Annotated in this window: 22 protein-coding genes; 19 read left to right on the top strand and 3 right to left on the bottom strand. The window is 72.0% G+C overall.

The features are described 5' to 3' along the window. The first annotated feature begins 19 nt into the window (after nucleotides 1-19). The 9 genes from BLT99_RS08385 (at nucleotide 20) to BLT99_RS08345 (ending at nucleotide 11463) form a co-directional block, all read left to right on the top strand. Nucleotides 20-1693: an arginine--tRNA ligase gene (locus BLT99_RS08385; protein WP_092670942.1), complete on the top strand. Its 1674-nt coding sequence runs from the start codon at nucleotides 20-22 to the stop codon at nucleotides 1691-1693. Nucleotides 1694-1704: 11 nt separating this feature from the next. Then, nucleotides 1705-2511, top strand: coding sequence for an LmeA family phospholipid-binding protein (locus BLT99_RS08380; protein WP_092670940.1), 807 nt, complete (start codon nucleotides 1705-1707; stop codon nucleotides 2509-2511). Between the two features lie 162 nt (nucleotides 2512-2673). Further along, on the top strand, nucleotides 2674-4086 hold the full coding sequence (lysA, locus tag BLT99_RS08375) for a diaminopimelate decarboxylase (protein WP_092670938.1): 1413 nt from the start codon (nucleotides 2674-2676) through the stop codon (nucleotides 4084-4086). Next, nucleotides 4083-5393, top strand: coding sequence for a homoserine dehydrogenase (locus BLT99_RS08370; protein WP_092670936.1), 1311 nt, complete (start codon nucleotides 4083-4085; stop codon nucleotides 5391-5393). Before lysA ends, BLT99_RS08370 begins: the two co-directional genes overlap by 4 nt. Continuing rightward, nucleotides 5390-6487 carry a threonine synthase gene (gene thrC, locus BLT99_RS08365; protein WP_092670934.1) on the top strand — a complete coding sequence of 366 codons (1098 nt, stop codon included), beginning with the start codon at nucleotides 5390-5392 and terminating at the stop codon, nucleotides 6485-6487. Before BLT99_RS08370 ends, thrC begins: the two co-directional genes overlap by 4 nt. Next, nucleotides 6484-7446 carry a homoserine kinase gene (gene thrB / locus BLT99_RS08360; protein WP_092670932.1) on the top strand — a complete coding sequence of 321 codons (963 nt, stop codon included), beginning with the start codon at nucleotides 6484-6486 and terminating at the stop codon, nucleotides 7444-7446. The genes thrC and thrB overlap by 4 nt, the downstream gene beginning before the upstream one ends. A 273-nt stretch (nucleotides 7447-7719) precedes the next feature. Then, nucleotides 7720-9891: a transcription termination factor Rho gene (gene rho / locus BLT99_RS08355; protein ID WP_092670930.1), complete on the top strand. Its 2172-nt coding sequence runs from the start codon at nucleotides 7720-7722 to the stop codon at nucleotides 9889-9891. Nucleotides 9892-9895: 4 nt separating this feature from the next. Next, nucleotides 9896-10972: a peptide chain release factor 1 gene (gene prfA, locus BLT99_RS08350; protein WP_092670928.1), complete on the top strand. Its 1077-nt coding sequence runs from the start codon at nucleotides 9896-9898 to the stop codon at nucleotides 10970-10972. Continuing rightward, nucleotides 10969-11463: a GNAT family N-acetyltransferase gene (locus tag BLT99_RS08345; protein ID WP_092670926.1), complete on the top strand. Its 495-nt coding sequence runs from the start codon at nucleotides 10969-10971 to the stop codon at nucleotides 11461-11463. Before prfA ends, BLT99_RS08345 begins: the two co-directional genes overlap by 4 nt. 53 nt (nucleotides 11464-11516) lie before the next feature. Here BLT99_RS08345 and epsC read toward each other — a convergent pair whose 3' ends face one another. Beyond that, nucleotides 11517-12110 (bottom strand): serine O-acetyltransferase EpsC, encoded by a 594-nt coding sequence (epsC, locus tag BLT99_RS08340; protein ID WP_092670924.1) that lies wholly within the window; start codon nucleotides 12108-12110, stop codon nucleotides 11517-11519. A 30-nt stretch (nucleotides 12111-12140) separates the two neighbouring features. Next, nucleotides 12141-13076, bottom strand: a complete 936-nt coding sequence (gene cysK, locus BLT99_RS08335) for a cysteine synthase A (RefSeq protein WP_092670922.1) — start codon at nucleotides 13074-13076, stop codon at nucleotides 12141-12143. 84 nt (nucleotides 13077-13160) lie between these two features. Here cysK and prmC point away from each other — a divergent pair, with 84 nt between their 5' ends. Beyond that, complete coding sequence (prmC, locus tag BLT99_RS08330) at nucleotides 13161-14045, top strand: peptide chain release factor N(5)-glutamine methyltransferase (protein ID WP_092670920.1); 885 nt, start codon at nucleotides 13161-13163, stop codon at nucleotides 14043-14045. Between the two features lie 25 nt (nucleotides 14046-14070). Here the strand turns inward: prmC and BLT99_RS08325 are convergent, their stop codons facing one another. After that, the gene (locus BLT99_RS08325; RefSeq protein WP_092670918.1) at nucleotides 14071-14997 is read right to left on the bottom strand and encodes a TetR/AcrR family transcriptional regulator; all 927 of its coding nucleotides are present in this window, start codon (nucleotides 14995-14997) and stop codon (nucleotides 14071-14073) included. A gap of 110 nt (nucleotides 14998-15107) precedes the next feature. Between BLT99_RS08325 and BLT99_RS08320 the strand changes: the two genes are divergently transcribed. The 9 genes from BLT99_RS08320 (at nucleotide 15108) to BLT99_RS08280 (ending at nucleotide 22260) form a co-directional block, all read left to right on the top strand. Next, nucleotides 15108-16031: an ATP-binding cassette domain-containing protein gene (locus BLT99_RS08320; protein WP_092670916.1), complete on the top strand. Its 924-nt coding sequence runs from the start codon at nucleotides 15108-15110 to the stop codon at nucleotides 16029-16031. Continuing rightward, nucleotides 16028-16825: an ABC transporter permease gene (locus BLT99_RS08315; RefSeq protein ID WP_092670914.1), complete on the top strand. Its 798-nt coding sequence runs from the start codon at nucleotides 16028-16030 to the stop codon at nucleotides 16823-16825. Before BLT99_RS08320 ends, BLT99_RS08315 begins: the two co-directional genes overlap by 4 nt. Before the next feature lie 100 nt (nucleotides 16826-16925). After that, nucleotides 16926-17798 (top strand): L-threonylcarbamoyladenylate synthase, encoded by an 873-nt coding sequence (locus tag BLT99_RS08310; RefSeq protein WP_092670912.1) that lies wholly within the window; start codon nucleotides 16926-16928, stop codon nucleotides 17796-17798. Then, nucleotides 17795-19072, top strand: a complete 1278-nt coding sequence (locus tag BLT99_RS08305) for an MraY family glycosyltransferase (protein ID WP_092670910.1) — start codon at nucleotides 17795-17797, stop codon at nucleotides 19070-19072. The genes BLT99_RS08310 and BLT99_RS08305 overlap by 4 nt, the downstream gene beginning before the upstream one ends. Next, nucleotides 19069-19548: a hypothetical protein gene (locus tag BLT99_RS08300; RefSeq protein ID WP_092670908.1), complete on the top strand. Its 480-nt coding sequence runs from the start codon at nucleotides 19069-19071 to the stop codon at nucleotides 19546-19548. The genes BLT99_RS08305 and BLT99_RS08300 overlap by 4 nt, the downstream gene beginning before the upstream one ends. 241 nt (nucleotides 19549-19789) lie before the next feature. Then, on the top strand, nucleotides 19790-20587 hold the full coding sequence (atpB, locus tag BLT99_RS08295) for a F0F1 ATP synthase subunit A (RefSeq protein ID WP_092670906.1): 798 nt from the start codon (nucleotides 19790-19792) through the stop codon (nucleotides 20585-20587). A 46-nt stretch (nucleotides 20588-20633) separates the two neighbouring features. After that, nucleotides 20634-20870, top strand: coding sequence for an ATP synthase F0 subunit C (atpE, locus tag BLT99_RS08290; RefSeq protein ID WP_092670904.1), 237 nt, complete (start codon nucleotides 20634-20636; stop codon nucleotides 20868-20870). 28 nt (nucleotides 20871-20898) lie between these two features. Next, entirely contained in the window at nucleotides 20899-21468 is a 570-nt protein-coding gene (locus BLT99_RS08285; RefSeq protein ID WP_092670902.1) for a F0F1 ATP synthase subunit B, read from the top strand. 3 nt (nucleotides 21469-21471) lie between these two features. Next, on the top strand, nucleotides 21472-22260 hold the full coding sequence (locus tag BLT99_RS08280; protein WP_092670900.1) for a F0F1 ATP synthase subunit delta: 789 nt from the start codon (nucleotides 21472-21474) through the stop codon (nucleotides 22258-22260). Nucleotides 22261-22269 lie beyond the last annotated feature (9 nt).

Raw genomic sequence — 22269 nt, 5'->3', positions numbered from 1 at the left:
CGAACGCTAGGATCTTCGAGTGACTCCCGCCGATCTCTCGCGTGCCCTGTACGACCTCGTCATGGGCCTGGTCGCGCGACGACGAGCGGCCGGAGACGAGGTGGCGCTCGACCTGGCGCCCGAGGCGGTCACCCTCGAGCGCCCCAAGCTGCGCGAGCACGGCGACTGGGCCTCGAGCATCGCGTTGCGCATCGCCAAGCCGCTCGGCACCAACCCGCGCGCGCTCGCCGCCGAGCTCGCCGAGGGCCTCTCCGGCGTCGAGGGCGTCGCGAGCGCCGAGGTCGCCGGCCCCGGCTTCATCAACATCCGACTGGATGCCGCCGCCGCCGGTGCGCTCGCGCGCACGATCGTCGAACGGGGCGACGCGTACGGCCACGTCGACGCGCTCACGGGCAGCGTGATCAACCTCGAGTTCGTCTCGGCCAACCCGACCGGACCGCTGCACATCGGCCACACGCGCTGGGCGGCGCTCGGCGACTCGATCGGCCGCGTGCTCCGCGCCGCCGGAGCGAAGGTCGCGAACGAGTACTACATCAACGACGCCGGCTCGCAGATGGACACCTTCGGCGCCTCGGTGCTCGCGGCTGCCAAGGGCGAGCCCACTCCCGAGAACGGCTATCCCGGGCAGTACGTCGCCGACCTCGCCGCCAAGGTGCTCGAGCGCGAGCCGCACCTGCTCGAGCTCGACGACGAGGTCGCGCTGCACACGGCGCGCGAGATCGCCTACGAGCTGCAGCTCGCCGAGATCCGCGAGTCGCTCGCTCGTTTCGAGGTGCACTTCGACGTCTGGACCAGCGAACGCACGCTCCACGCGAAGGACGACGACGGGGTGTCGGCGATCGACGCCGCGGTCGAGCGGCTGCGCGCGCAGGGCCACGTCTTCGATGACGAGGGCGCGGTCTGGGTGCGCACGACCGACTTCGGCGACGACAAGGACCGCGTCATCCGGCGCGCCAACGGCGTCTACACCTACTTCGCCGCCGACGCGGCCTACTACCTCGACAAGGGCGACCGCGGGTTCGAGCACAAGATCTACCTGCTCGGCGCCGACCACCACGGGTACGTCCACCGCCTCAAGGCGCTCGCGGGCGCCGCGGGCGACGACCCCGAGAAGGATGTCGAGGTGCTCATCGGGCAGCTCGTGTCGGTCAACGGCGCGCGGCTGTCCAAGCGCGCGGGCAACATCATCGAGCTCGACGACCTGCAGGCCTGGCTCGGCACCGATGCCCTCCGATACACGCTCGCGCGCTACCCGGCCGATTCGCCGCTCGCGATCGACCCCGAGCAGCTGCGCCGCCGCACCAACGACAACCCGGTGTTCTACGTGCAGTACGCGCATGCGCGCACCGCGGCCGTCGCGCGCAACGCGCAGGCGAGCGGCGTCGACCGCTCGGCGTTCGCGCCCGAGCTGCTCGACCACGAGACCGAGTCCGCGCTGCTCGGCGCACTCCAGGAGTTCCCGCGCATCGTCGCGCAGTCGGCCGAGCTGCGCGAGCCGCACCGGGTCGCGCGCTACATCGAGGAGCTCGCGGGGCTCTACCACCGGTGGTACGACAACTGCCGCGTCCTCCCGCTCGGCGACGAACCCGTCGGCGAACTCCACCGCACTCGGCTGTGGCTGAACGATGCCACCGGGCAGGTCATCCGCAACGGGCTGCACCTCCTCGGCGTGTCGGCGCCCGAGCGCATGTAGCCTTCCGAGGCATGGCCGCCTCCGACGCCGAGACCGTCCGCCTGCAGCCGCTCGACGAGTCGGGCGGACCCCGCCGCCGCACGTCCGGGGGAACGCGGGCGCTCATCGTGATCGGCATGCTCCTGGTCGTGATCGTCGGCGTGCTGGTCCTCGTCGAGACGGTGGGTCGCGGCATCGCCGAGCGCAACATCGCGGCCTCGATCGAGCAGGACCTGCCCGAGGGCGTCGAGGGCGACGTCGACGTGCAGATCCACGGGCTGTCGGCGCTGTGGCAGGTGCTGCGCGGCAGCATGGACGAGATCGTCGCGACGGCGCCGGAGCTCGACGTCTACGGGGTGCCCGTGGACGCGACGGTCACCGCGTACGGCGTCCCGCTCGCCGCGGGCGGCTCCGTGGAGCGCGCCGAGGCGGTCGCGAGCGTCGACGAGACGGCCGTGGACGCGATCGCCGAGTCGCAGGGCGTACCCGGTGGACTCGAGCTCGGCGACGGCACCGTGGCGTACAGCGACGAGGTCGCCGTCCTCGGCATCCCGATCGGGTTCACCGTCACCGCCGAACCCGAGGCGGCGGGCGACCGGGTGCTCCTCGCACCCGTCGGAGCCGACGTCCAGGCGGGGGGCGGCAGCATCGACGTCTCCGGCCTCGTCGACCGGCTGCTCGGCGGCGACCCGCTGCCGATCTGCGTCGCCGACCGCCTGCCCGAGGGCGTCGAGGTGACCGGCCTCGACGTCCAGCCCGACGGTGTCACCGTCCGGGCCGAGGCGAGCGACCTGCCCCTGGTCGAGGAGACGCTCGCGACGACGGGGAGCTGCGACTAGGTCACCCGGCGTCGTCGCCGATTCGGCCGCCGCGCCGCTGCTCGCTAGACTCGCCGGGGTATCGCCCCACAAGGGCGGTCGCACCGAGGCTTCAGGAACCGATCCGGGTTCGCTCGCCGTCCGAGTGATCCGTCGTTCGTTCCACCGTCCCGTGAGGTTCCCGTGTCATCCAGTGCACCCGTTCCCACGCAGCCGGTCGCGCCCGCCGACCCGAACGCGCTCGCGCCGCAGGTGTGGCCCGACGGCGCCCACCGCGACCTCGCCGGGCGACTGACGATCGGCGGAGCCGACGCCGTCGCGCTCGCCGCGCGCTTCGGAACGCCGCTCTACGTCGTCGACGAGGCCGTCGCCCGCGCGCGCGCCGTCCGGATCCGTTCGGCGCTCCAATCGGCTGCGGCCGGGATCGGCACCACCGCGACGGTGTACTACGCGGGCAAGGCGTTCCTCTCGGGCGCGATCGTGCGCTGGATGACCGCCGAGGGACTCGCGATCGACGTCGCGACGGGCGGCGAGCTCGCCGTCGCGCTCGCCGCCGGCGCCGACCCCGCTCGCATCGGCTTCCATGGCAACAACAAGTCCGAGCGCGAGATCGAGCGCGCGGTCGCCGCGGGCGTCGGGACGATCATCCTCGACAGCGAGATCGAGGTCGAGCGCGTCGCCGAGGCCGCCGGCCGGTCCGGGCGCGTCCAGCGCGTCCGCTTGCGTGTCAACTCCGGCGTGCACGCGTCGACGCACGAGTTCCTCGCCACCGCGCACGAGGACCAGAAGTTCGGGGTTCCGCTGGCCGACGCCCCACGCGTGGTGCGCGCCATCCGCTCGCACGACTCGCTCGACTTCGTCGGGCTGCACTGCCACATCGGCTCCCAGATCTTCGACGCCGCCGGCTTCGCCGAGTCGGCCGAGCGGCTGCTCGGCGTGCACGCCGAGCTCTCCGCCGACGCCCCGGTGCCCGAGCTGAACCTCGGCGGCGGGTTCGGCATCGCCTACACCGAGGCCGACGACCCCCAGCCGATCGAGGTCATCGCCGACGGCATCGCCTCGGCGGTCGCCTCGGCGAGCCGCCGTCACGGCGTGCCCGTGCCGAAGCTCGCGTTCGAGCCCGGTCGCTCGATCATCGGGCCGGCGGGCGTCACCCTCTACCGCGTGGGCACGGTCAAGGCGGTGCCGACCGACGACGGATGGCGCCACTACGTCTCGGTCGACGGCGGGATGAGCGACAACATCCGGACCGCGCTCTACGGGGCCCGGTACACCGCGCGACTCGCGTCGCGCACGTCGGACGCGCCGCCGGCCCTCGTGCGCGTCGTCGGCAAGCACTGCGAGTCCGGGGACATCGTCGTCGACCAGGACTGGCTCCCGCACGACGTGACGCCGGGAGACCTGCTCGCGGTCGCCGCGACCGGCGCCTACTGCTGGTCGCTCGCGTCGAACTACAACCACGTGCCCCGCCCGCCCGTCGTCGCCGTCGTCCAGGGCCGAGCGCGCGTGATCGTGCGGGGCGAGACCGAGGACGACCTGCTCGCCCGCGATGCCGGGCTCGACGACCACGACGACGCGCACGGAGTCACCGCATGATCGAATACCGCTCCATCCGCGTGGCGCTGCTCGGCGCCGGGTCGGTCGGCTCGCAGGTCGCACGCCTCCTGCTCGAGCACGCCGACGAGCTCGCCAACCGGATCGGCGCCCGACTCGAGCTCGTCGGCGTCGCGGTGCGCGACGTCGATGCGCGGCGCGACGTCGACCTGCCCCGCGAGCTCCTGACGACCGACGCCGAGTCGCTCATCCTCGGCGCCGACGTCGTGATCGAGCTCATGGGCGGCCTCGAACCGGCGCGCACGCTCGTGCTGAAGGCGATCGCGTCGGGCGCCGACGTCGTCACGGGCAACAAGGCGCTGCTCGCCACGCACGGACCCGAGCTGTTCGCCGCCGCCCAGCAGGTGGGCGCCCAGCTCTCGTATGAAGCGGCGGTCGGCGGCGCCATCCCGATCATCCGCCCGCTGCGCGACAGCCTCGCCGGCGACCGGATCGAGCGCATCCTCGGCATCGTCAACGGCACCACGAACTTCATCCTCGACCGCATGGACACCACGGGGGCGTCCCTCGAGGACGCGCTCGCGACGGCCACCGAACTCGGATACGCGGAGGCCGACCCGACGGCCGACATCGGCGGCTACGACGCCGCGCAGAAGGCCGCCATCCTCGCGAGCCTGGCCTTCCACACGAGCGTGCCGGTCGAGTCGGTGCACCGCGAAGGCATCACGGGCGTGACCGCGGCGCAGGTCGAGTCCGCCAGGCGAGCGGGCTACGTCGTGAAGCTGCTCGCCATCTGCGAGCGGCTCGTCGATCCCGAGACGGGCCAGGAGGGCGTCTCCGCACGCGTGTACCCCGCGATGGTGCACCGCGCCCATCCGCTCGCGGCCGTGCACGGCGCGAACAACGCGGTGTTCGTCGAGGCGTCGGCCGCCGGACCGCTCATGTTCTACGGCGCCGGGGCCGGCGGGGTCCAGACCGCCTCCGCCGTGCTCGGCGACCTGGTCGCCATCGCGCGCCGGCACGTGCTCGGCGGGCCGGGAACGGCCGAGTCGACGCACGCCGAGCTGCCCGTGCTCGACATCGGCCGCATCAGCACGCGGTACGCCATCACCATCGAAGCCGCCGACGAACCCGGCGTGCTCGCGACGATCGCGCACGTCTTCGCCGACCACGGGGTCAGCGTCGGCGAGCTCGAGCAGACCATCAACGACGGAACGGGGCGGGCTACGCTGGTCATCGGCACCCACGAGGCGCGTGAGTCCGCGCTCGCCGAGACGGTGCGCGCGCTCGCCGACAGCCCGGTCGTGACCTCCGTCGCATCCGTGATCCGAGTCGAAGGAGCAGAGTGAACCAGCAGGCAACGAAGGCCCCGTCCCGACAGTGGCGCGGCGTCATCCGCGAGTACGCCGACCGGCTCGACGTGACGGATGCCACGCCCGTCGTGACCCTCGGCGAGGGCGGCACGCCGCTCCTGCCGGCGCCCGCGCTCTCGCGCCGCACGGGCGCCGACGTGTGGGTGAAGTTCGAGGGCATGAACCCCACGGGCTCGTTCAAGGACCGCGGCATGACCATGGCCGTGACGAAGGCCGTCGAGCGTGGCGCCGAGGTCGTCATCTGCGCCTCGACCGGCAACACGTCGGCGTCGGCCGCGGCGTATGCCACGCACGCCGGGATCAAGGCCGCGGTGCTCGTGCCCGAGGGCAAGATCGCCATGGGCAAGCTCAGCCAGGCGATCGCGCACGACGCGCACCTCATCCAGATCCAGGGCAACTTCGACGATTGCCTCGACATCGCGCGCGACCTCGCCGAGAACTACCCCGTGCACCTCGTGAACTCGGTGAACAACGACCGCATCGAGGGCCAGAAGACGGCGGCGTTCGAGGTGGTCGAGGTGCTCGGCGATGCGCCCGACCTGCACTTCATCCCCGTCGGCAACGCCGGCAACTACACGGCCTACACGCGCGGCTACCGCGAGGACATCGCCGCGGGCAACGCCACGCGGCTCCCGCGCATGTTCGGCTTCCAGGCGGCCGGGTCGGCACCGCTCGTGCGCGGCGAGCCGGTCCGCAACCCCGAGACGATCGCGAGCGCCATCCGCATCGGCAACCCGGCGTCGTGGCAGCTCGCGCTCGAAGCCCGCGACCTCACCGACGGCTACTTCGGCGCCATCGAGGACGAGAAGATCCTCGAGGCGCAGCGCATCCTCTCCGCCGAGGTCGGCGTCTTCGTCGAGCCCGCATCGGCGATCAGCGTCGCCGGACTCCTCGAGCGCTCCGCGGCGGGCGAGGTGCCCAAGGGCGCCCGCGTGGTGCTCACCGTCACGGGTCACGGGCTGAAGGACCCCCAGTGGGCGCTGCGCCTGCCCGACGGCTCCGAGGTGCAGCCGACCGTCGTGCCCGCCGACGTCGCGCACGTGGCCGAAGTGCTGGGGCTCGGTTCATGACCGCCGCGTCGGCCGAGGCGACCGCGCCGACTGCGGCCGATCTCGCCGGCCGCCGGGTGCGCGTCAAGGTACCTGCGACGTCCGCCAACCTCGGGCCCGGCTTCGACACGCTCGGCCTCGCGCTCGCGCGCTACGACGAGCTCGAGGTCGAGGTCGTCGACGACGGCCTCGCGATCGAGGTCGAGGGCGTGGGCCGGGGCGAAGTCCCGCTCGACGAGTCGCACCTCGTCGTGCGCGCCATCGCGCACACCTTCGCCCACTTCGGCCTGGAGCGGCCGCCGCTCCGTCTGGTCGCTCGCAACGCGATCCCGCACGGTCGCGGGCTCGGCTCGTCCGGCGCGGCGATCGTCGCGGGCATCATGGCGGCGAAGGGCCTGCTCGAGCCCGAGATCGAGATCTCGCCCGACGAGCTGCTCGAGCTGGCGACCGAGCTCGAGGGGCATCCCGACAACGTCGCGCCGGCGCTCTTCGGCGGCCTGACGATCGCGTGGGTGACACCCGAGGGCCCCCGCCACAAGAAGCTCATGGTGCACCGCGGGGTCTCGCCGCTCGTGCTCGTGCCCGAGCACGAGATGTCGACCGCGCTCGCGCGCAGCCTCCAGCCCACGTCGGTTCCGCACGAGGATGCGGTGTTCAACGTCTCCCGGTCGGCACTGCTGGTCGCGGCCCTCATCCAGAGCCCCGAGCTGCTCCTCGCCGCCACCGAGGACAAGCTGCACCAGCGCTACCGTGCCGAGGCCATGCCCGAGACCGACCGGCTCATCCGTGCGTTGCGCGCCGCCGGCCACCCGGCCGTGGTGTCGGGCGCCGGCCCGTCGATCCTCGTGCTCGCGAGCGACCCGAGCGAGCGCGCGGACGCGATCCGACTCGTCGAGGAGTCCGCGCAGACCGCGTGGCAGGCCCTGCCGCTCGCGGTCGACTTCCTCGGTGCGACCGTGCAGGCGGTGGACGCCGACTGATCCGGCGGGCGGCGTCACGCGGCAGCGAGCCATGCGCGGCGCGTCGCGCGGCGCACGGCGTGGCGCGTGGTCGGAGGGCCCGCGGGTCGGTGCTAGACTGAGACCGCACCCCGGGCAGGCGCAGCGTCTGCGCCCAACCACATCGTGCAATTCCCGGCATTTCATGCTTTCGCAATCGCGCAGGTCTGCGCCTCGTGCGCAACACTTCCGCGTGCCGCGACCCAGCTCTCCTCGGCCAACCCACTTGCCTGGCCAGGGGAAAGGACGATCCCAGTGACCAACGGAACCGACTACGCCGAGGGCGTGGCGAACCGCACCCGCCTGACCGCCATGCGGGTCGCCGAGCTCCAGGAGCTCGCGGCCTCGCTCGGCATCGCGGGCGCCTCGAAGCGTCGAAAAGGAGAACTCGTGGACTTGATCTCCGCCCACACCGACGGCGCCGGCACGGCCCAGCTCGACGAGGTCGTCGACGCGGGCGCACCCGCCGACGCCGAGGCGCTCTCACTCGAGCAGGCGGCGTTCGACGTGACCGAGGCCGAGCACCCCGAGCCCGCCGTGGCCGAGGAGCCCGAGCCCGCCGCGGCCGAGCAGGCCGCGGCCGAGCAGCCCGAGCCCACCGTGGCCGAGCAGCCCGTCGCCCCGGCCCAGGCCGAGCCCGTCCGCCGTGGCCGCCAGCCGCGCCGCGCGACGAGCGCGACGGCAGCGGTGCAGCACGCCAACGCCGGTGCGACCGGCATCGACCTGGTGCCGTCGGAGGCCGCCGAGACGTCGACCGACGCGGCGCGCGAGGCGGCTCGTGCGGCCGTCCGCGAGGAGCTCGCGGCGGCGACCGGCGAGCCTCGCCAGGCGCAGGGCGCCGAGGCCGAGACGGAGGGCGAGGCTCCGGCCGAGCAGCCCGCCCAGGAGCCGCGCCAGGGCCGCAGCCGCAACCGGGGCCGCCGGGGCGGCGACCGCGGCGACCGCGGCGACGCCCAGAAGGGCGAGCAGGGCGCTGAGCGCCAGGGCGGCCAGGCCGCACAGGGCGGCCAGGCCGCACAGGGCGGCGAGCGCCAGGGCCGCCGCGCCGACGAGCAGGCCGAGGGCGATCGGCAGGCCCAGGGCGAGTCCGACAAGGGCCGCCAGGAGCAGGGCGGGCGCGGCCAGCAGGGCCGCGGCGACCAGCAGGCGCAGGCCGACGGTGAGGGCGGCGGCCGCCGCAACCGCTACCGCGACCGCAAGCGCCGTGGACAGGGCGGCACCGACGAGGTCGAGCCCGAGATCCTCGACGACGACGTGCTCATCCCCATCGCGGGCATCCTCGACGTGCTCGACAACTATGCGTTCGTGCGCACGACCGGGTACCTCCCGGGCCCGAGCGACGTCTACGTCTCGCTCGGCCAGGTGAAGAAGTACCACCTGCGCAAGGGCGACGCCGTCGTCGGCGCGATCAAGCAGCCGCGCGAGGGCGAGGGCAACACGCGCCAGAAGTACAACGCGCTCGTCAAGGTCGACTCGGTCAACGGGCAGACCGCCGAGGAATCCGCCGCGCGGATCGAGTTCGGCAAGCTCACGCCGCTCTACCCCCAGGAGCGGCTGCGCATGGAGACCGAGCCCACGAAGCTCACCCAGCGCATCATCGACCTCATCGCGCCCATCGGCAAGGGCCAGCGCGGCCTGATCGTCTCGCCGCCCAAGGCGGGCAAGACGATCGTGCTGCAGCAGATCGCGAACGCCATCGCGATCAACAACCCCGAGGTGCACCTCATGGTCGTGCTCGTCGACGAGCGCCCCGAAGAGGTCACCGACATGGAGCGCACGGTCAAGGGCGAGGTCATCGCCTCGACGTTCGACCGGCCCGCCGAGGACCACACGACGGTCGCCGAGCTCGCCATCGAGCGTGCGAAGCGCCTCGTCGAGCTGGGCCACGACGTGGTCGTCCTGCTCGACTCGATCACGCGCCTCGGCCGTGCCTACAACCTCGCGGCACCCGCATCGGGTCGCGTGCTGTCGGGCGGCGTCGACGCGTCGGCGCTCTACCCGCCCAAGCGCTTCTTCGGTGCCGCGCGCAACATCGAGAACGGCGGCTCGCTCACCATCCTCGCCACGGCACTCGTCGAGACCGGATCCAAGATGGACGAGGTGATCTTCGAGGAGTTCAAGGGCACCGGCAACTCCGAGCTCCGCCTCTCGCGCCAGCTCGCCGACAAGCGGATCTTCCCGGCGGTCGACGTCAACGCGTCGTCGACGCGTCGCGAGGAGATGCTGCTCTCGGCCGACGAGGTCAAGATCACGTGGAAGCTGCGTCGCGCGCTCGCCGGCCTCGAGCCGCAGCAGGCCCTCGAGGCCGTGCTCGGGCGCCTGCGCGAAACCCAGTCGAACACCGAGTTCCTGCTGCTCATGCAGAAGGCCTCGCCGGTGGGCGGCAACGGCAACGGCCACGGGCACGACAACGAGCACCACCGCTGATCCGATGTTCGAGTCCGTCCAGGCCCTCATCGCCGAGCACGCCGCGCTCCAGGAGGAGCTCGCCGACCCGGCACTGCACGCCGACGCTGCGCGCGCGAAGCGGGTGAACCGGCGCTACGCCGAGCTCAGCCGCATCGTCGCCGCGCACGTCGCGTGGCAGCAGGCGCAGGACGACCTCGAGGCCGCCCGCGAACTGGCCAAGGAGGACGAGGCCTTCGCCGAGGAGGTGCCCGCGCTCGAGGAGCACCTCGCCGACACGCAGGAGAAGCTGCGGCGACTGCTCATCCCGCGCGATCCCGACGACGGCCGCGACGTGATCATGGAGATCAAGGGCGGCGAGGGCGGCGCCGAGAGCGCGCTGTTCGCAGCCGACCTGCTGCGCATGTACATCCAGTACGCGCAGTCGAAGGGCTGGAAGACCGAGCTGCTCGAGCGCGACGAATCCGACCTCGGCGGCTACAAGAACGTGCAGGTCGCGATCAAGTCGAACGCGGGCGACCCGTCGCAGGGCGTATGGGCGCACCTCAAGTACGAGGGCGGCGTGCACCGCGTGCAGCGCGTGCCCGTCACCGAGACCCAGGGTCGCATCCACACGTCGACCACGGGCGTGCTCGTCTTCCCCGAGGTCGACGAGCCCGAAGAGGTCGACATCAACCAGAACGACCTCAAGATCGACGTCTACCGCTCCAGCGGCCCCGGCGGCCAGTCGGTCAACACGACCGACTCCGCGGTGCGCATCACGCACCTGCCCACGGGCATCGTCGTCGCGATGCAGAACGAGAAGTCGCAGCTGCAGAACCGCGAGGCGGCGATGCGCGTGCTCCGCGCGCGCCTGCTCGCGCGACAGCAGGAGGAGCTCGCGGCCGCGGCATCCGACGCCCGCAAGTCGCAGATCCGCTCGATGGACCGCTCCGAGCGCATCCGCACCTACAACTTCCCCGAGAACCGCATCGCCGACCACCGAACCGGCTACAAGGCGTACAACCTCGACCAGGTCATGGACGGCGCACTCGAGCCCGTCATCGAGTCGGCCGTGCGCGCCGACGAGGAGGCCCGGCTCGCCGACCTCGGCGACCAGTGAGCACGCTCGTCGTCCAGCCCATCCGCGACGAGGACTGGCCGTCGGTCTTCCGAATCATCGACGACGTGGTGCGCGACGGTGAGACCTATGCCTATCCGTCCGATCTGACGTCGTCGTCGGCACGCGCGCTCTGGGTGGAATCGCCGCCCGGCCTCACCGTCGTCGCCGAGCGCGACGGCGACATCGTCGGAACGGCCAAGATGGGCCCGAACCGTCCCGGTCGCGGAGACCACATCGGCACCGCGTCGTTCATGGTGGCTCCCGAGGCGCGGGGTGCCGGGGTCGGGCGGCTCCTCGGCGAGTGGGTGATCGACTGGCATCGCCGCTCGGGATTCGAGGGCATCCAGTTCAACGCGGTCGTGGCCTCGAACGAGGCCGCGGTCCGACTGTGGCGGTCGCTCGGGTTCGACGTCGTCGGCACCGTGCCGGGCGCATTCCGATCGCGACGGCACGGTCGCGTCGGCCTCCACGTGATGTTCCTGGCGCTCTGATCGGCCCTCGCCGCGGTGTCGTCGGCTCACGACGTGCGTTCGGCGCCTCGCGATCAGATGTGCCAGTCGACGTGCCAGTCGTGCTCGCCGCGCGCCGCGGCCGCCGTCGCGGGAGACAACGGCTTCGCGACGGCCGGGATGCCGACGAGCAGCGACTGCGGCGGAGCGCCCTTGGTGACGACGGCGTTCGCGCCGATCGCACTGCCCGCGCCGATCTCGATGTCGCCGAGGACCTTGGCGCCCGCACCGACGGTGACGCCGTCGCCGAGGGTGGGATGGCGCTTCGCACCCCTGGGTGCGCCCCGCGGCGCCTTCCCGCCGAGCGTGACCCCGTGGTACAGCATCACGTCGTCGCCGACGATCGTGGTCTCGCCGATCACGACGCCCATGCCGTGGTCGATGAAGAACCGACGGCCGATCGTCGCACCGGGGTGGATCTCGATCCCGGTGAGGAATCGCGTGAGCTGCGAGACCACGCGCGCCGGCAGCCGCAGCACGGGCACCTGCCACATGCGGTGCGCGAGGCGATACGCCCAGATCGCGTGCAGGCCCGAGTAGGCGAGCACGACCTCGATGCGGCTCCGGGCGGCGGGATCGTGCGAACGCGCGGTCGCGACATCCTCCCTGAGCCGGTCGAAGAATCCCACCCGTTCAGTCAAGCAGATCGGCGGGCGCGCTCAGTCGAGCAGGTCCTCGTAGAGCACCGTCGAGAGGTAGCGCTCGCCGTAGCTGGCGGCGATCACGACGATCGTCTTGCCGGCGTTCTCGGGCCGCTGCGCGAGCTGCGTCGCGGCGTGCACGGTCGCGCCCGACGAGATGCCGCCGAGGATGCCCTCCTCGACGCCGAGCCGGCGTGCCGTGGCGACCGCCTGGTCGATGTTGACGTCGATGATCTCGTCGTAGACCTCGCGGTCGAGGATGGCCGGCACGAAGTTCGCGCCGATGCCCTGGATCTTGTGCGGGCCGGGCTGGCCGCCGTTCAGGATCGGCGACTCGAGCGGCTCGACGCCCACGATCTGCACCTCGGGCTTGCGCTCCTTCAGCACCTGGCCGACGCCGGTGAGCGTGCCGCCGGTGCCGATGCCCGAGACGAAGATGTCGACGCCGCCGTCGGTGTCGTCCCAGACCTCTTCGGCGGTGGTGCGGCGGTGGATGTCGACATTGGCCTGGTTCTCGAACTGCCGGGCGAGCACGGCGCCGGGGGTCTCGGCCGCGATCTGCTCGGCGCGCGCGACGGCGCCCTTCATGCCCTCGGAGCCGGGGGTGAGCACGAGCTCGGCGCCGTAGGCGCGCAGCAGCGCGCGGCGCTCCTTCGACATGGTCTCGGGCATGGCGATGACGACCCGGTAGCCGCGGGCCGCGCCGATCATGGCGAGCGCGATGCCGGTGTTGCCGCTCGTGCCCTCGACGATGGTGCCGCCGGGCGCGAGCTCGCCGGACGCCTCGGCGGCGTCGACGATGCCGATGCCGAGACGGTCCTTGACGCTCGCGGAGGGGTTGTAGAACTCGAGCTTGGCGTAGACCGTCGCGGCCGCGCCGTCGGTCACCTTGTTGAGCTTCACGAGCGGGGTGCGCCCGAAGACCTCGGTGATGTTCTCGTAGACCTGAGCCATGATGCTCCCTCTCCTGACGGCGTCGTGCCGCGGTCCAGCATACGGAGGGCGGCGCGCGCGGGGGAGTGGGTTACATTCCATTGCGTGAATGCACCATCCGACGCCGGTTCGCCGCGTCCGCTCCGCGAGGTCCGCGACGAGGTGGTCCGCACGCTGGCGGCGGCAGGCGTGCCGGATCCCGACGTGGATGCCGACCTGCTCATCGGCCACGTGCTCGGGCTCTCGCGCGGCGGCGTGCACGCCCGGCTGGTGATCGGTTCCGAGGCGACGGCGGCGGAGCTCGGGGACCTGGCACCGCTCGTCGAGCGGCGCGCGCGCCGCGAGCCCCTGCAGCACCTCACCGGCCGCGCGGCCTTCCGCTCGCTCGACCTCGCGGTGGGCCCGGGTGTCTTCGTGCCGCGCCCCGAGACCGAGCTGCTCGCCCAGCTCGCGATCGACGCGTTGCGCGCCGCGGCCGAGCCCGAGCCCATCGCGCTCGACCTCGGTGCCGGCAGCGGGGCGATCGGGCTCGCGATGGCGACCGAGGTGCCGCACGCGCGCGTGTGGGCGGTCGAGAACTCGCCCGAGGCGTTCCCGTGGACGCGCCGGAACGTCGAGGAGGTCGGCGCGTCGAACCTCGAGCTCGTGTTCGGCGACCTCGGCGAGGCGCTGCCCGAGCTCGACGGCCGCGCGGCGGTCGTCGCATCCAACCCGCCGTACATCCCCGCCGGCGCGATCCCGCGCGATCCCGAGGTGCGCCTGCACGATCCCGAGCGCGCGCTCTTCGGCGGCGAGGACGGACTCGACGTCGTGCGCGTCCTGTCCCGGAGAGCACTCGCCCTGCTGCATCCGGGCGGCACGCTCATGATCGAGCACGGCGAGACGCAGTCGGCCGAGATCGGGGCGCTGCTGTCGGGCGACGGATGGCACGCCATCGCGCACCATCGCGACTTCACCGGCCGCGACCGGGTGACGACCGCGCGGCGCTGACGCCGCCGCATCCGCTCGCCGTCGTTCAGCGGTCGCGGTGCCGGGCGCGCGCCTCGCGGACCGCCTGGCGTTCGACCTTGCGGGCGTCGCGCAGGCGCTTCTCGGCCTCTCGCACGCCCTTGCGCGCCTCGCGGACGCGCTTGTCGGAGGCGACCTCGGGCGCGTCGTCGTCGCGCGGCGGGGGAGCGGGCCGCCCGCCGGCGGCGCGCTTGGCGAGGTAGTCGGCGACCCCGTCGAGCACGCGCTCGAGCCCGAAGGCGAACGGGTCCTCGCCGGTCGCGAAGACGCCGGCGTCGACGGCTCGCCGGAGCGCCGGGTAGTCGTCGGACGTGACGAACGCGTCGAGGATGGCCGAGCGCCCGTCGTCGATCGCCTGCGGGTCGATGCCGGCTGCACCGGCGGCGACCTCGTACGACCGCTCGATCGTGCTCTGCCACCGGAGCTGCCCGGTCACCAGCAGGATGACGGCCACGCGCTCGTCCTCGTCGAGGGGCGCATCGGCGAGTGCCGCGAGCATGGCGTCCATCCATGCGAGGTTGTTCGGCGTGACGGGCGTGCCCTGGATGGGGATATCGAGCAGCCACGGGTGCTCGCGATGGATCGCGAGCTGCGCGCGTCCGAGGGCGCGGAGCCGTCCGCGCCAGTCGGCCGGGTCGAGCTCCGGGTCGGGCTCGGGCGGCAGGCCGGTTCCGCGCTCCTGCATGAGCACGAGCAGGTCGTCCTTGGCCGTGACGTACCGGTACAGCGACATCGTCGTGTAGCCGAGCGACTGCGCGACGCGGCTCATCGACACGGCGGCGAGCCCCTCGGCGTCGGCGATCTCGACGGCGGCGTCGACGATCCGCTCGATGCTCATCTCGCGCTTGGGGCCTCGCTGCGGGTCTGCGGCGACGCCCCACGCGAGGGCGACGCCCCGCGGGAGTTCGGGATCGGCGGGCGTCTCGGCGGTCATCCGGCTCCAATCGGCGGGCGATGCTTGCGTCCAGTCTAGAACTGTGTATTACTTAAACCGCAGTGCACGACATAAACAGTTTACTTCCTACACCAGCGAAAGGCGCACTCATGACCCTCGCGATCGACGCGCGCGGGATCGCCAAGCGATTCGGCGCGACCGAGGTCCTCCGCGACCTCGACCTCGCCGTCGACGCCGGAAGCGTGTTCGGGCTCCTCGGGCCGAACGGCGCCGGCAAGACGACGACCATCAACATCCTCACGACGCTCGTGCGTCCCGACGCCGGCACGGCGACGGTCGCCGGCGTCGACCTCGGCGCCGACCCCGACGGCGTGCGCGCGCGGATCAGCCTCACCGGCCAGTCCGCGGCGGTCGACGAGGTGCTGACCGGGCGCGAGAACCTCGTCATGCTCGCGCGGCTTTCGGGCCTGGCCAGCCGCGCCGCCGCGGCGCGCAGCGACGAGCTGCTCGAACGGTTCGAGCTCGCGGCTGCGGCGGGGCGGCGGGTCGCCACGTACTCGGGAGGCATGCGACGGCGCCTCGACCTGGCGCTGAGCCTCGTGGTGCCGTCGGCGGTCATCTTCCTCGACGAGCCGACGACCGGACTCGACGCACGGAGCCGGCAGGAGCTGTGGCACATCATCCGCGAGATCGCGGACGGCGGCGCCACGGTGTTCCTCACGACGCAGTACCTCGAGGAGGCCGACCGGCTCGCCGATCGCATCGCCGTACTCGACGGCGGCCGCATCGCCGCCGAGGGCACCGCGTCGGAGCTGAAGGCGCAGGTGGGCGGCGAGGTCGTCGAGCTCCGCGGACCCGACGACGAGCTGATCGCCGAACTGCCGACCGACGGCACCGTGCACGGACTCCGGGCGGCCGTCGACGAGCTCGACCGGCTCGCCGCCTCCGCGACGGGCGGCACCCACGTCTCCATCCGCAGGCCGAGCCTCGACGACGTGTTCCTCGCGATCACGTCGCACGCGGCCGATCAGGTCGACGAGGGCGACCTCGTCGGAGCGGCGGTGCGCCGATGACCGCGCTGGCCCAGCAGGCGCCCCTGCGCACGCGACCGCGCGGGCTCGCGGCCGAGGCGGTCTTCATCCGACGCAGCCTCACGCACACCCTCCGGGACACCGAGGCGCTGCTGATGGCGGTGATCCTGCCGACGATGCTCATGCTGCTGTTCACGTACGTGTTCGGCGGCGCGCTCGACCCGTCGGGCGGGTACGTCGACTACGTCGTGCCCGGCATCATCCTGCTGTGCGCCGGGTTCGGCGCGAGCTCGACCGCGCTGTACGTCGCCCGCGACATGGCGACCGGCATCATCGACCGGTTCCGCACGATGCCGCTCCGTGCCGGCGCGGTGCTCACCGGCCACGTGGTGGCGAGCGTGCTCCGCAACCTGTTCGCCACCGGCGTCGTCATCGTCGTCGCGCTGCTCGTCGGGTTCCGGCCGACGGCCGGGCCGGTCGAGTGGCTCGCGGCGATCGGGCTCATCGCGCTGTACATCCTCGCGATCACCTCGCTCTTCGCGGCCATCGGACTCGCGGCGTCGAGCCCCGAGGCGGCGAACGCGTACGGCTTCATCCTCCTCTTCCTGCCGTACCTGTCGAGTGCGTTCGTGCCGGTCGAGACGCTGCCCGACTGGCTGGCCGCCTTCGCCGAGCACCAGCCGATCACGCCGGTCATCGAGGCCATCCGGAGCCTGCTCATGGGCACGCCCATGGGCGACGCGGCCTGGTGGGCGGTCGGCTGGTGCGTGCTCTTCGTGGTCGTGGCCGCCGTCTGGGGTGCGTGGCTCTTCCGCCGCAAGGCGGGCCGTCGCTGACGCGTCGCCGGTCCATGACGGATGTCGCGGGGCCGACGCGCCCAGCGACATCCGTCATGCCCAGCCCTCGCACCCGCTCCACGTCTAGAATCAGTCGGTCATGACTGTCATCCACGACTGCTCGGTCGAGTCCGAGCTCCTCGCCGGCATGCGCCTGGCTCGTCGCGCCATCGGCAGCGGCGAGCTCGTCGTCATCCCCACCGACACGGTGTACGGCCTCGCGGCCGACGCGTTCAGCCCCGCGGCCGTGCAGCGACTCCTCGATGCGAAGGGCCGCGAGCGCACGTCGCCGCCGCCCGTGCTCGTGCCGGGCATCCCCACGCTCGACGCGCTCGCGGTCGAGGTCCCCGAGGCCGTCCGGTCGCTCGTCGCCGAGTTCTGGCCCGGCGGCCTCACCGTGATCCTCCGTGCCCAGCCCTCGCTGCAGTGGGATCTCGGCGAGACCCGCGGCACGGTGGCGCTGCGCATGCCCGATCACCGCATCGCGCTCGAGCTGCTGTCCGAGACCGGACCGCTCGCGGTGTCGTCGGCGAACCTCTCGGGGCGGCCGTCCGCGACCTCGGCGCAGGACGCCGCGGACATGCTGGGCGACCTCGTGGCGGTCTACCTCGACGGCGGCGAGGCGGGTCGGGCGTACCAGGCGATCGGCGAGCGCCCCGGCGACACGTCGTCGACGATCGTGGATGCCACGGGCGTCGAGGCCGACGGCACGGGCCTGCTGCGGATCGTCCGCGCGGGCGTCATCTCGCGCGAGCGCATCGCCGAGGTCGTGGGCGAGGACCTGCTCGCGCCGGCCGCCGCGCCGGCGGGCGCCGACGTCGACGGGGAGGCGGGCGCCGAGCCCTCGGCGGCCGCAGCAGAGGCCGCCGCCGCCGAGACGGGCGCTGACGATGCCGCCGACGCGACCGATGCCACCGACGAGGCGGGTTCCGCCGACGTGCGTGCCGACCGGAGGGACGCCGCCGCCTCATGACCCTGTTCGTCGTCCTCGCGCTCGTCGCCGCGGTCGTGACGTTCGGCGGCTCGCTGGTCGTGTGGAAGCTGAGCCTGAAGTACCGGCTCTACCCCAAGATCCGCGAGCGCGACGTCCACACGCGTCCGACGCCGCGGCTCGGCGGCATCGCCATGTTCGTCGGGATCCTGGTCGCGTTCGGCGCCGCCGCGTGGGTCTCCACGCTCGGGATCGAGCGGTTCGCGAACGTGTCGATCATCTTCCAGGACCGCTGGCAGGTCCCCGCCATCCTGCTCGCCGCCGCCCTCATCGTGGCGATGGGCGTCGCCGACGACATCTGGGACCTCGACTGGGTCACGAAGCTCGCCGGCCAGTTCATCGCCGCCGGACTCATCGCATGGCAGGGCGTGTCGATCGTGTCGCTGCCGATCGGCGGTCCCGACGGCGGGATCACGGTCGGGTCGTCGTGGATGAGCGCGACCATCACGGTGTTCACGATCGTGCTCGTGATGAACGCGATCAACTTCATCGACGGACTCGACGGGCTCGTGGCGGGCGTCGCGCTCATCTCGAGCGGCGTGTTCTACCTGTACTCCTACCTGCTCGTGCAGCAGACCTCGCCGACCAACTACTTCAACCTCGCGTCACTGCTCGCGGTGCTGGTGGTCGGAGCCTGCCTCGGGTTCCTGCCGCTGAACTGGCACCCGGCCAAGCTGTTCATGGGCGACGCCGGGGCCCTGCTCGTCGGGCTGCTCATGGCCACGTCGGCGATCGCGGTGACCGGTCAGGTCGACCCGTCGCTGCTCGGCACCGACGAGCTGTTCCCGGCCTTCATCCCGATCATCATCCCGTTCGCGGTGCTCGTGATCCCGCTGCTCGACTTCGGCCTCGCCGTCATCCGGCGACTCCGCGCCGGCAAGTCGCCGTTCGCGGCCGACCGGAAGCACCTGCACCACCGCCTGCTCGACATGGGCCACTCGCACCTGCACGCCGTGCTCATCTTCTACGGCTGGACCGCGGTCGCCTCGTTCGGATGCCTCCTCGCGTTCGTGTTCCCGGTGTACTTCGGCATCGACTCGAGCTGGGCGTTCCTCTTCATCGGCGTCGGATTCGTGGTCCTCGCCGCGCTGACCCTCGCCCCGCTCGGGCGACGCAAGCGTCAGACCGTGGCGGCCGAGGCGGAATCCGCCACCGCGCCGTTCGAGCCCGGACTCGACGAGCTCTCTGGCGCACGACCCCTCACCCACCCCGAACGTTCGGCCGCGCCGGACGAGCACCCCTCAGGAGCCCGATGAGCACCGCGCCGCGCGACCGCGCCGACCGCACGCCCACCTCGAACCCCGTGCTGCGACGCGCCCTCCTGTGGGGCGGCGTCCTCGCGGCCGTGATCGCCGTCATCGGCGGTGTGGTCGGATTCGCGGTCGCGGGCGTCGAGGGACTCGTCAGCGCGCTCCTCGGCACGCTCATGGCCGTGGTGTTCATGGGCATCACCGCCGGCAGCATCCTCCTCGCGAACCGGTTCGCCGGTTCCGATCTCTTCGTCGGCGCGTTCTTCGGCATCGTGCTCGGAGGCTGGCTGCTGAAGTTCATCGTCTTCATCATCCTGGTGGTGCTGCTGCGCGGCGCGGACTGGCTCGACCCGGTGGTGCTCTTCCTCTCGATCGTCGCCGGCGTCATCGGATCGCTCGTCGTCGACGTGCTCGTCGTGGCGCGCGCGCGGCTGCCGTACGCGAGCGACACGCAGCTCCCGCCGGCACCGTCCGACGACTGAACGCTTGACGCCGCGGGCATCGATCGGCCGTGTCATGCGCCGATCGGCATGCGGCCCGGTCGCGACGCACTTCTACACGCCGTAGCGATTCGTCGGGGGCCCGAGTTGTTGCTAGAGTAGGGGCGATCCCCCACGGCTCCGCCCTGCTCGCGCATGGGTGCCGGGCCGTGTTCCGATGTTCGTCGTCGCGAGAGCCCCGCTCCACGCCCCGAAACAGGAGATAGCGCTGCTAGCGAACGCTGTGAACCTGCTGGTTCGAATCCAAACCAACGATGGTGAATTCCACGGGCCCTCGATCGAGGAATTCTTCCCCGACCCGATCGCATTCGAGGGCACGCCCTTCGAGATCAACCGCATCATCCTGGTCCGCTGGGTCGCCGTCATCGCGCTGCTCCTCGTGTTCTGGCTCGGCACGCGCCGCATGCGCGTGGTGCCCGGCCGGTTCCAGAGCCTCGTCGAGATGGGGCTCGACCTCGTCCGGGTGAACGTCGCAGACGACCTGCTCGGCAAGAAGGACGGCAAGCGGTTCCTGCCGATCCTGACGACGATGTTCTTCCTGATCCTCTTCATGAACCTGACGGGCGTCATCCCCGGCCTGAACATCGCGGGAACCTCGGTCATCGGCGTGCCGCTCGTGCTCGCGATCGTGTCGTACGTCACGTTCATCTACGCCGGCATCAAGCAGAGCCCCGGCAACTTCTTCAAGAACTCCCTCTTCCCGTCGGGCGTCCCGTGGCCGGTGTACATCATCGTCACGCCCATCGAGCTGATCTCTACGTTCATCATCCGCCCCGTCACGCTGACGCTGCGACTCATGATGAACATGATCGTCGGCCACCTGCTGCTCGTGCTCTTCTTCGCGGCGACGCAGTTCTTCGTCTTCACGCTCGGCGGCTGGTACACCCTGCTCGGCGCGGGCAGCTTGGCCTTCGGCCTCGTGTTCACGCTGTTCGAGGTGCTGGTCGCCGTCCTGCAGGCCTACGTCTTCACGCTCCTCACCGCGGTCTACATCCAGCTCGCGGTGGCGGAGGAGCACTGAGCCAGGGCATCCGCCCGAAGAGAACCCCAAGAAAGGAAACCCCAACGTGGACGCAACCACCGTTCTCGCTGAGATCAACGGCAACATCGCGACGGTCGGCTACGGCCTCGCCGCCATCGGCCCCGCCATCGGCGTGGGCATCGTCGTCGGCAAGACCATCGAGGGCGTGGCTCGCCAGCCCGAGCTCGCCGGTCGCCTCCAGGTCCTGATGTGGATCGGCATCGCCTTCACCGAGGCGCTCGCCTTCATCGGTATCGCGACCTACTTCATCTTCACGTCCTAGTCGCTCCGCGGCCACCAAGGAGGCAACTGTGCTTCACGCAGTACTCAGGGCTGCTGAGGAGGGTCACGAGGCGACTCCGAACCCGGTCCTCCCGGCGACCTACGACATCGTCTGGTCGGCGGTCTGCTTCGTCATCATCCTCGTCTTCTTCTGGCGGTACGTGCTTCCGCGCATGCAGAAGCTGCTCGACGAGCGTGCCGAGGCGATCGAGGGCAACATCGCGAAGGCCGACGAGGCCCAGCGCAAGGCCGAGGCCGCACTCGAGGAGTACACGGCCCAGCTCGCCGACGCGCGTGCCGAGGCGGGCCGGATCCGCGAGACCGCTCGCGAGGACGGCAAGCGGATCGTCGCCGAGGCCAAGGACCAGGCGACGACCGAGGCCGCGCGGGTGACCGCGAGCGCCCAGGCGCAGATCGAGGCGGAGCGCCAGGCGGCGCTCGTGTCGCTGCGCTCCGAGGTCGGCACCATCGCGATCGACCTCGCGTCGGGCGTGGTGGGCGAGTCGCTCTCCGAGGACGCCAAGGCCCAGGCCGTCGTCGACCGCTTCCTCGCCGACCTCGAGGCGTCCGAGCAGGCCGCCGCAGGAGGGAAGAAGTAGTCCATGGGCAGCGCTACGAGAGAGGCCCTGGCCGGCACGCGAGCCGAACTCGCGGAGCTCGGCCGGGCCGAGCTCCCGGTGGCCGGCGACCTCCTCGCCGCGACCCGGGTGGTCGCCGCGACGCCGCAGCTGCGCACGGCGCTCACCGACAACGAAGTGGCACCGGCTGAGAAGCGCGCGCTCGCCGAGCGCGTGTTCGGCGGACGGATCGCCCCGGCGGCGGTCACGCTCCTCGTGAGCGCGGCGTCGCAGCGGTGGTCGTCGTCGGCCGACTTCCTCGACGGACTCGAGGAGCTCGGCCTGCGCGTCGCGGCCGATGCCGCCGACGCCGAGGTCGATGCCGAGTTGTACGCGTTCCAGCGGACCGTCGCCTCCGACGCCGAGCTCGAGCTCGCGCTCGGTTCGAAGCTCGGATCGACCGACGCCAAGGTGAAGCTGGTCGAGCGCCTGCTCGCGCCGGTCGCGTCGCCCGCGACCACGCTCGTCGTGCGCCACCTCGTGCAGTCGCCCCGGGGCCGCCGCATCGGCGAGATGCTCCGCGGCGCGGCATCCGTCGTCGCCGACCAGCGCGGTTTCGACGTGGCGACCGTCACCACGGCGGTGCCGCTCACCGACGCCCAGTTCGCCCGCCTCGAGCAGTCGCTCGGAGCCCAGGCCGGCCGGCGCGTCCGGTTCGACGCCATCGTCGACCCCTCGGTGCTCGGCGGTGTCCGGGTGCAGATCGGCGACGACGTCATCGACGGCAGCGTCGCCAGCCGCCTCAACGACCTGAGGCAGAAGCTCGCCGGCTGACGCCGGCCG

This window comes from Agromyces flavus, assembly GCF_900104685.1.
Classification (GTDB): Bacteria; Actinomycetota; Actinomycetes; order Actinomycetales; family Microbacteriaceae; genus Agromyces; species Agromyces flavus.
This window is presented reverse-complemented; position numbering and strand designations above follow the sequence as displayed.

What these genes read in the sequence shown, in the direction of transcription:
- BLT99_RS08380 (WP_092670940.1), top strand. Translation starts at nt 1,705, where the DNA reads ATGGCCGCCTCCGACGCCGAGACCGTCCGCCTGCAGCCGCTCGACGAG.
- BLT99_RS08370 (WP_092670936.1), top strand. Translation starts at nt 4,083, where the DNA reads ATGATCGAATACCGCTCCATCCGCGTGGCGCTGCTCGGCGCCGGGTCG.
- thrB (WP_092670932.1), top strand. Translation starts at nt 6,484, where the DNA reads ATGACCGCCGCGTCGGCCGAGGCGACCGCGCCGACTGCGGCCGATCTC.
- prfA (WP_092670928.1), top strand. Translation starts at nt 9,896, where the DNA reads ATGTTCGAGTCCGTCCAGGCCCTCATCGCCGAGCACGCCGCGCTCCAG.
- cysK (WP_092670922.1), bottom strand. Translation starts at nt 13,076, where the DNA reads ATGGCTCAGGTCTACGAGAACATCACCGAGGTCTTCGGGCGCACCCCG.
- BLT99_RS08325 (WP_092670918.1), bottom strand. Translation starts at nt 14,997, where the DNA reads ATGACCGCCGAGACGCCCGCCGATCCCGAACTCCCGCGGGGCGTCGCC.
- BLT99_RS08320 (WP_092670916.1), top strand. Translation starts at nt 15,108, where the DNA reads ATGACCCTCGCGATCGACGCGCGCGGGATCGCCAAGCGATTCGGCGCG.
- BLT99_RS08315 (WP_092670914.1), top strand. Translation starts at nt 16,028, where the DNA reads ATGACCGCGCTGGCCCAGCAGGCGCCCCTGCGCACGCGACCGCGCGGG.
- BLT99_RS08310 (WP_092670912.1), top strand. Translation starts at nt 16,926, where the DNA reads ATGACTGTCATCCACGACTGCTCGGTCGAGTCCGAGCTCCTCGCCGGC.
- BLT99_RS08305 (WP_092670910.1), top strand. Translation starts at nt 17,795, where the DNA reads ATGACCCTGTTCGTCGTCCTCGCGCTCGTCGCCGCGGTCGTGACGTTC.
- BLT99_RS08300 (WP_092670908.1), top strand. Translation starts at nt 19,069, where the DNA reads ATGAGCACCGCGCCGCGCGACCGCGCCGACCGCACGCCCACCTCGAAC.
- BLT99_RS08280 (WP_092670900.1), top strand. Translation starts at nt 21,472, where the DNA reads ATGGGCAGCGCTACGAGAGAGGCCCTGGCCGGCACGCGAGCCGAACTC.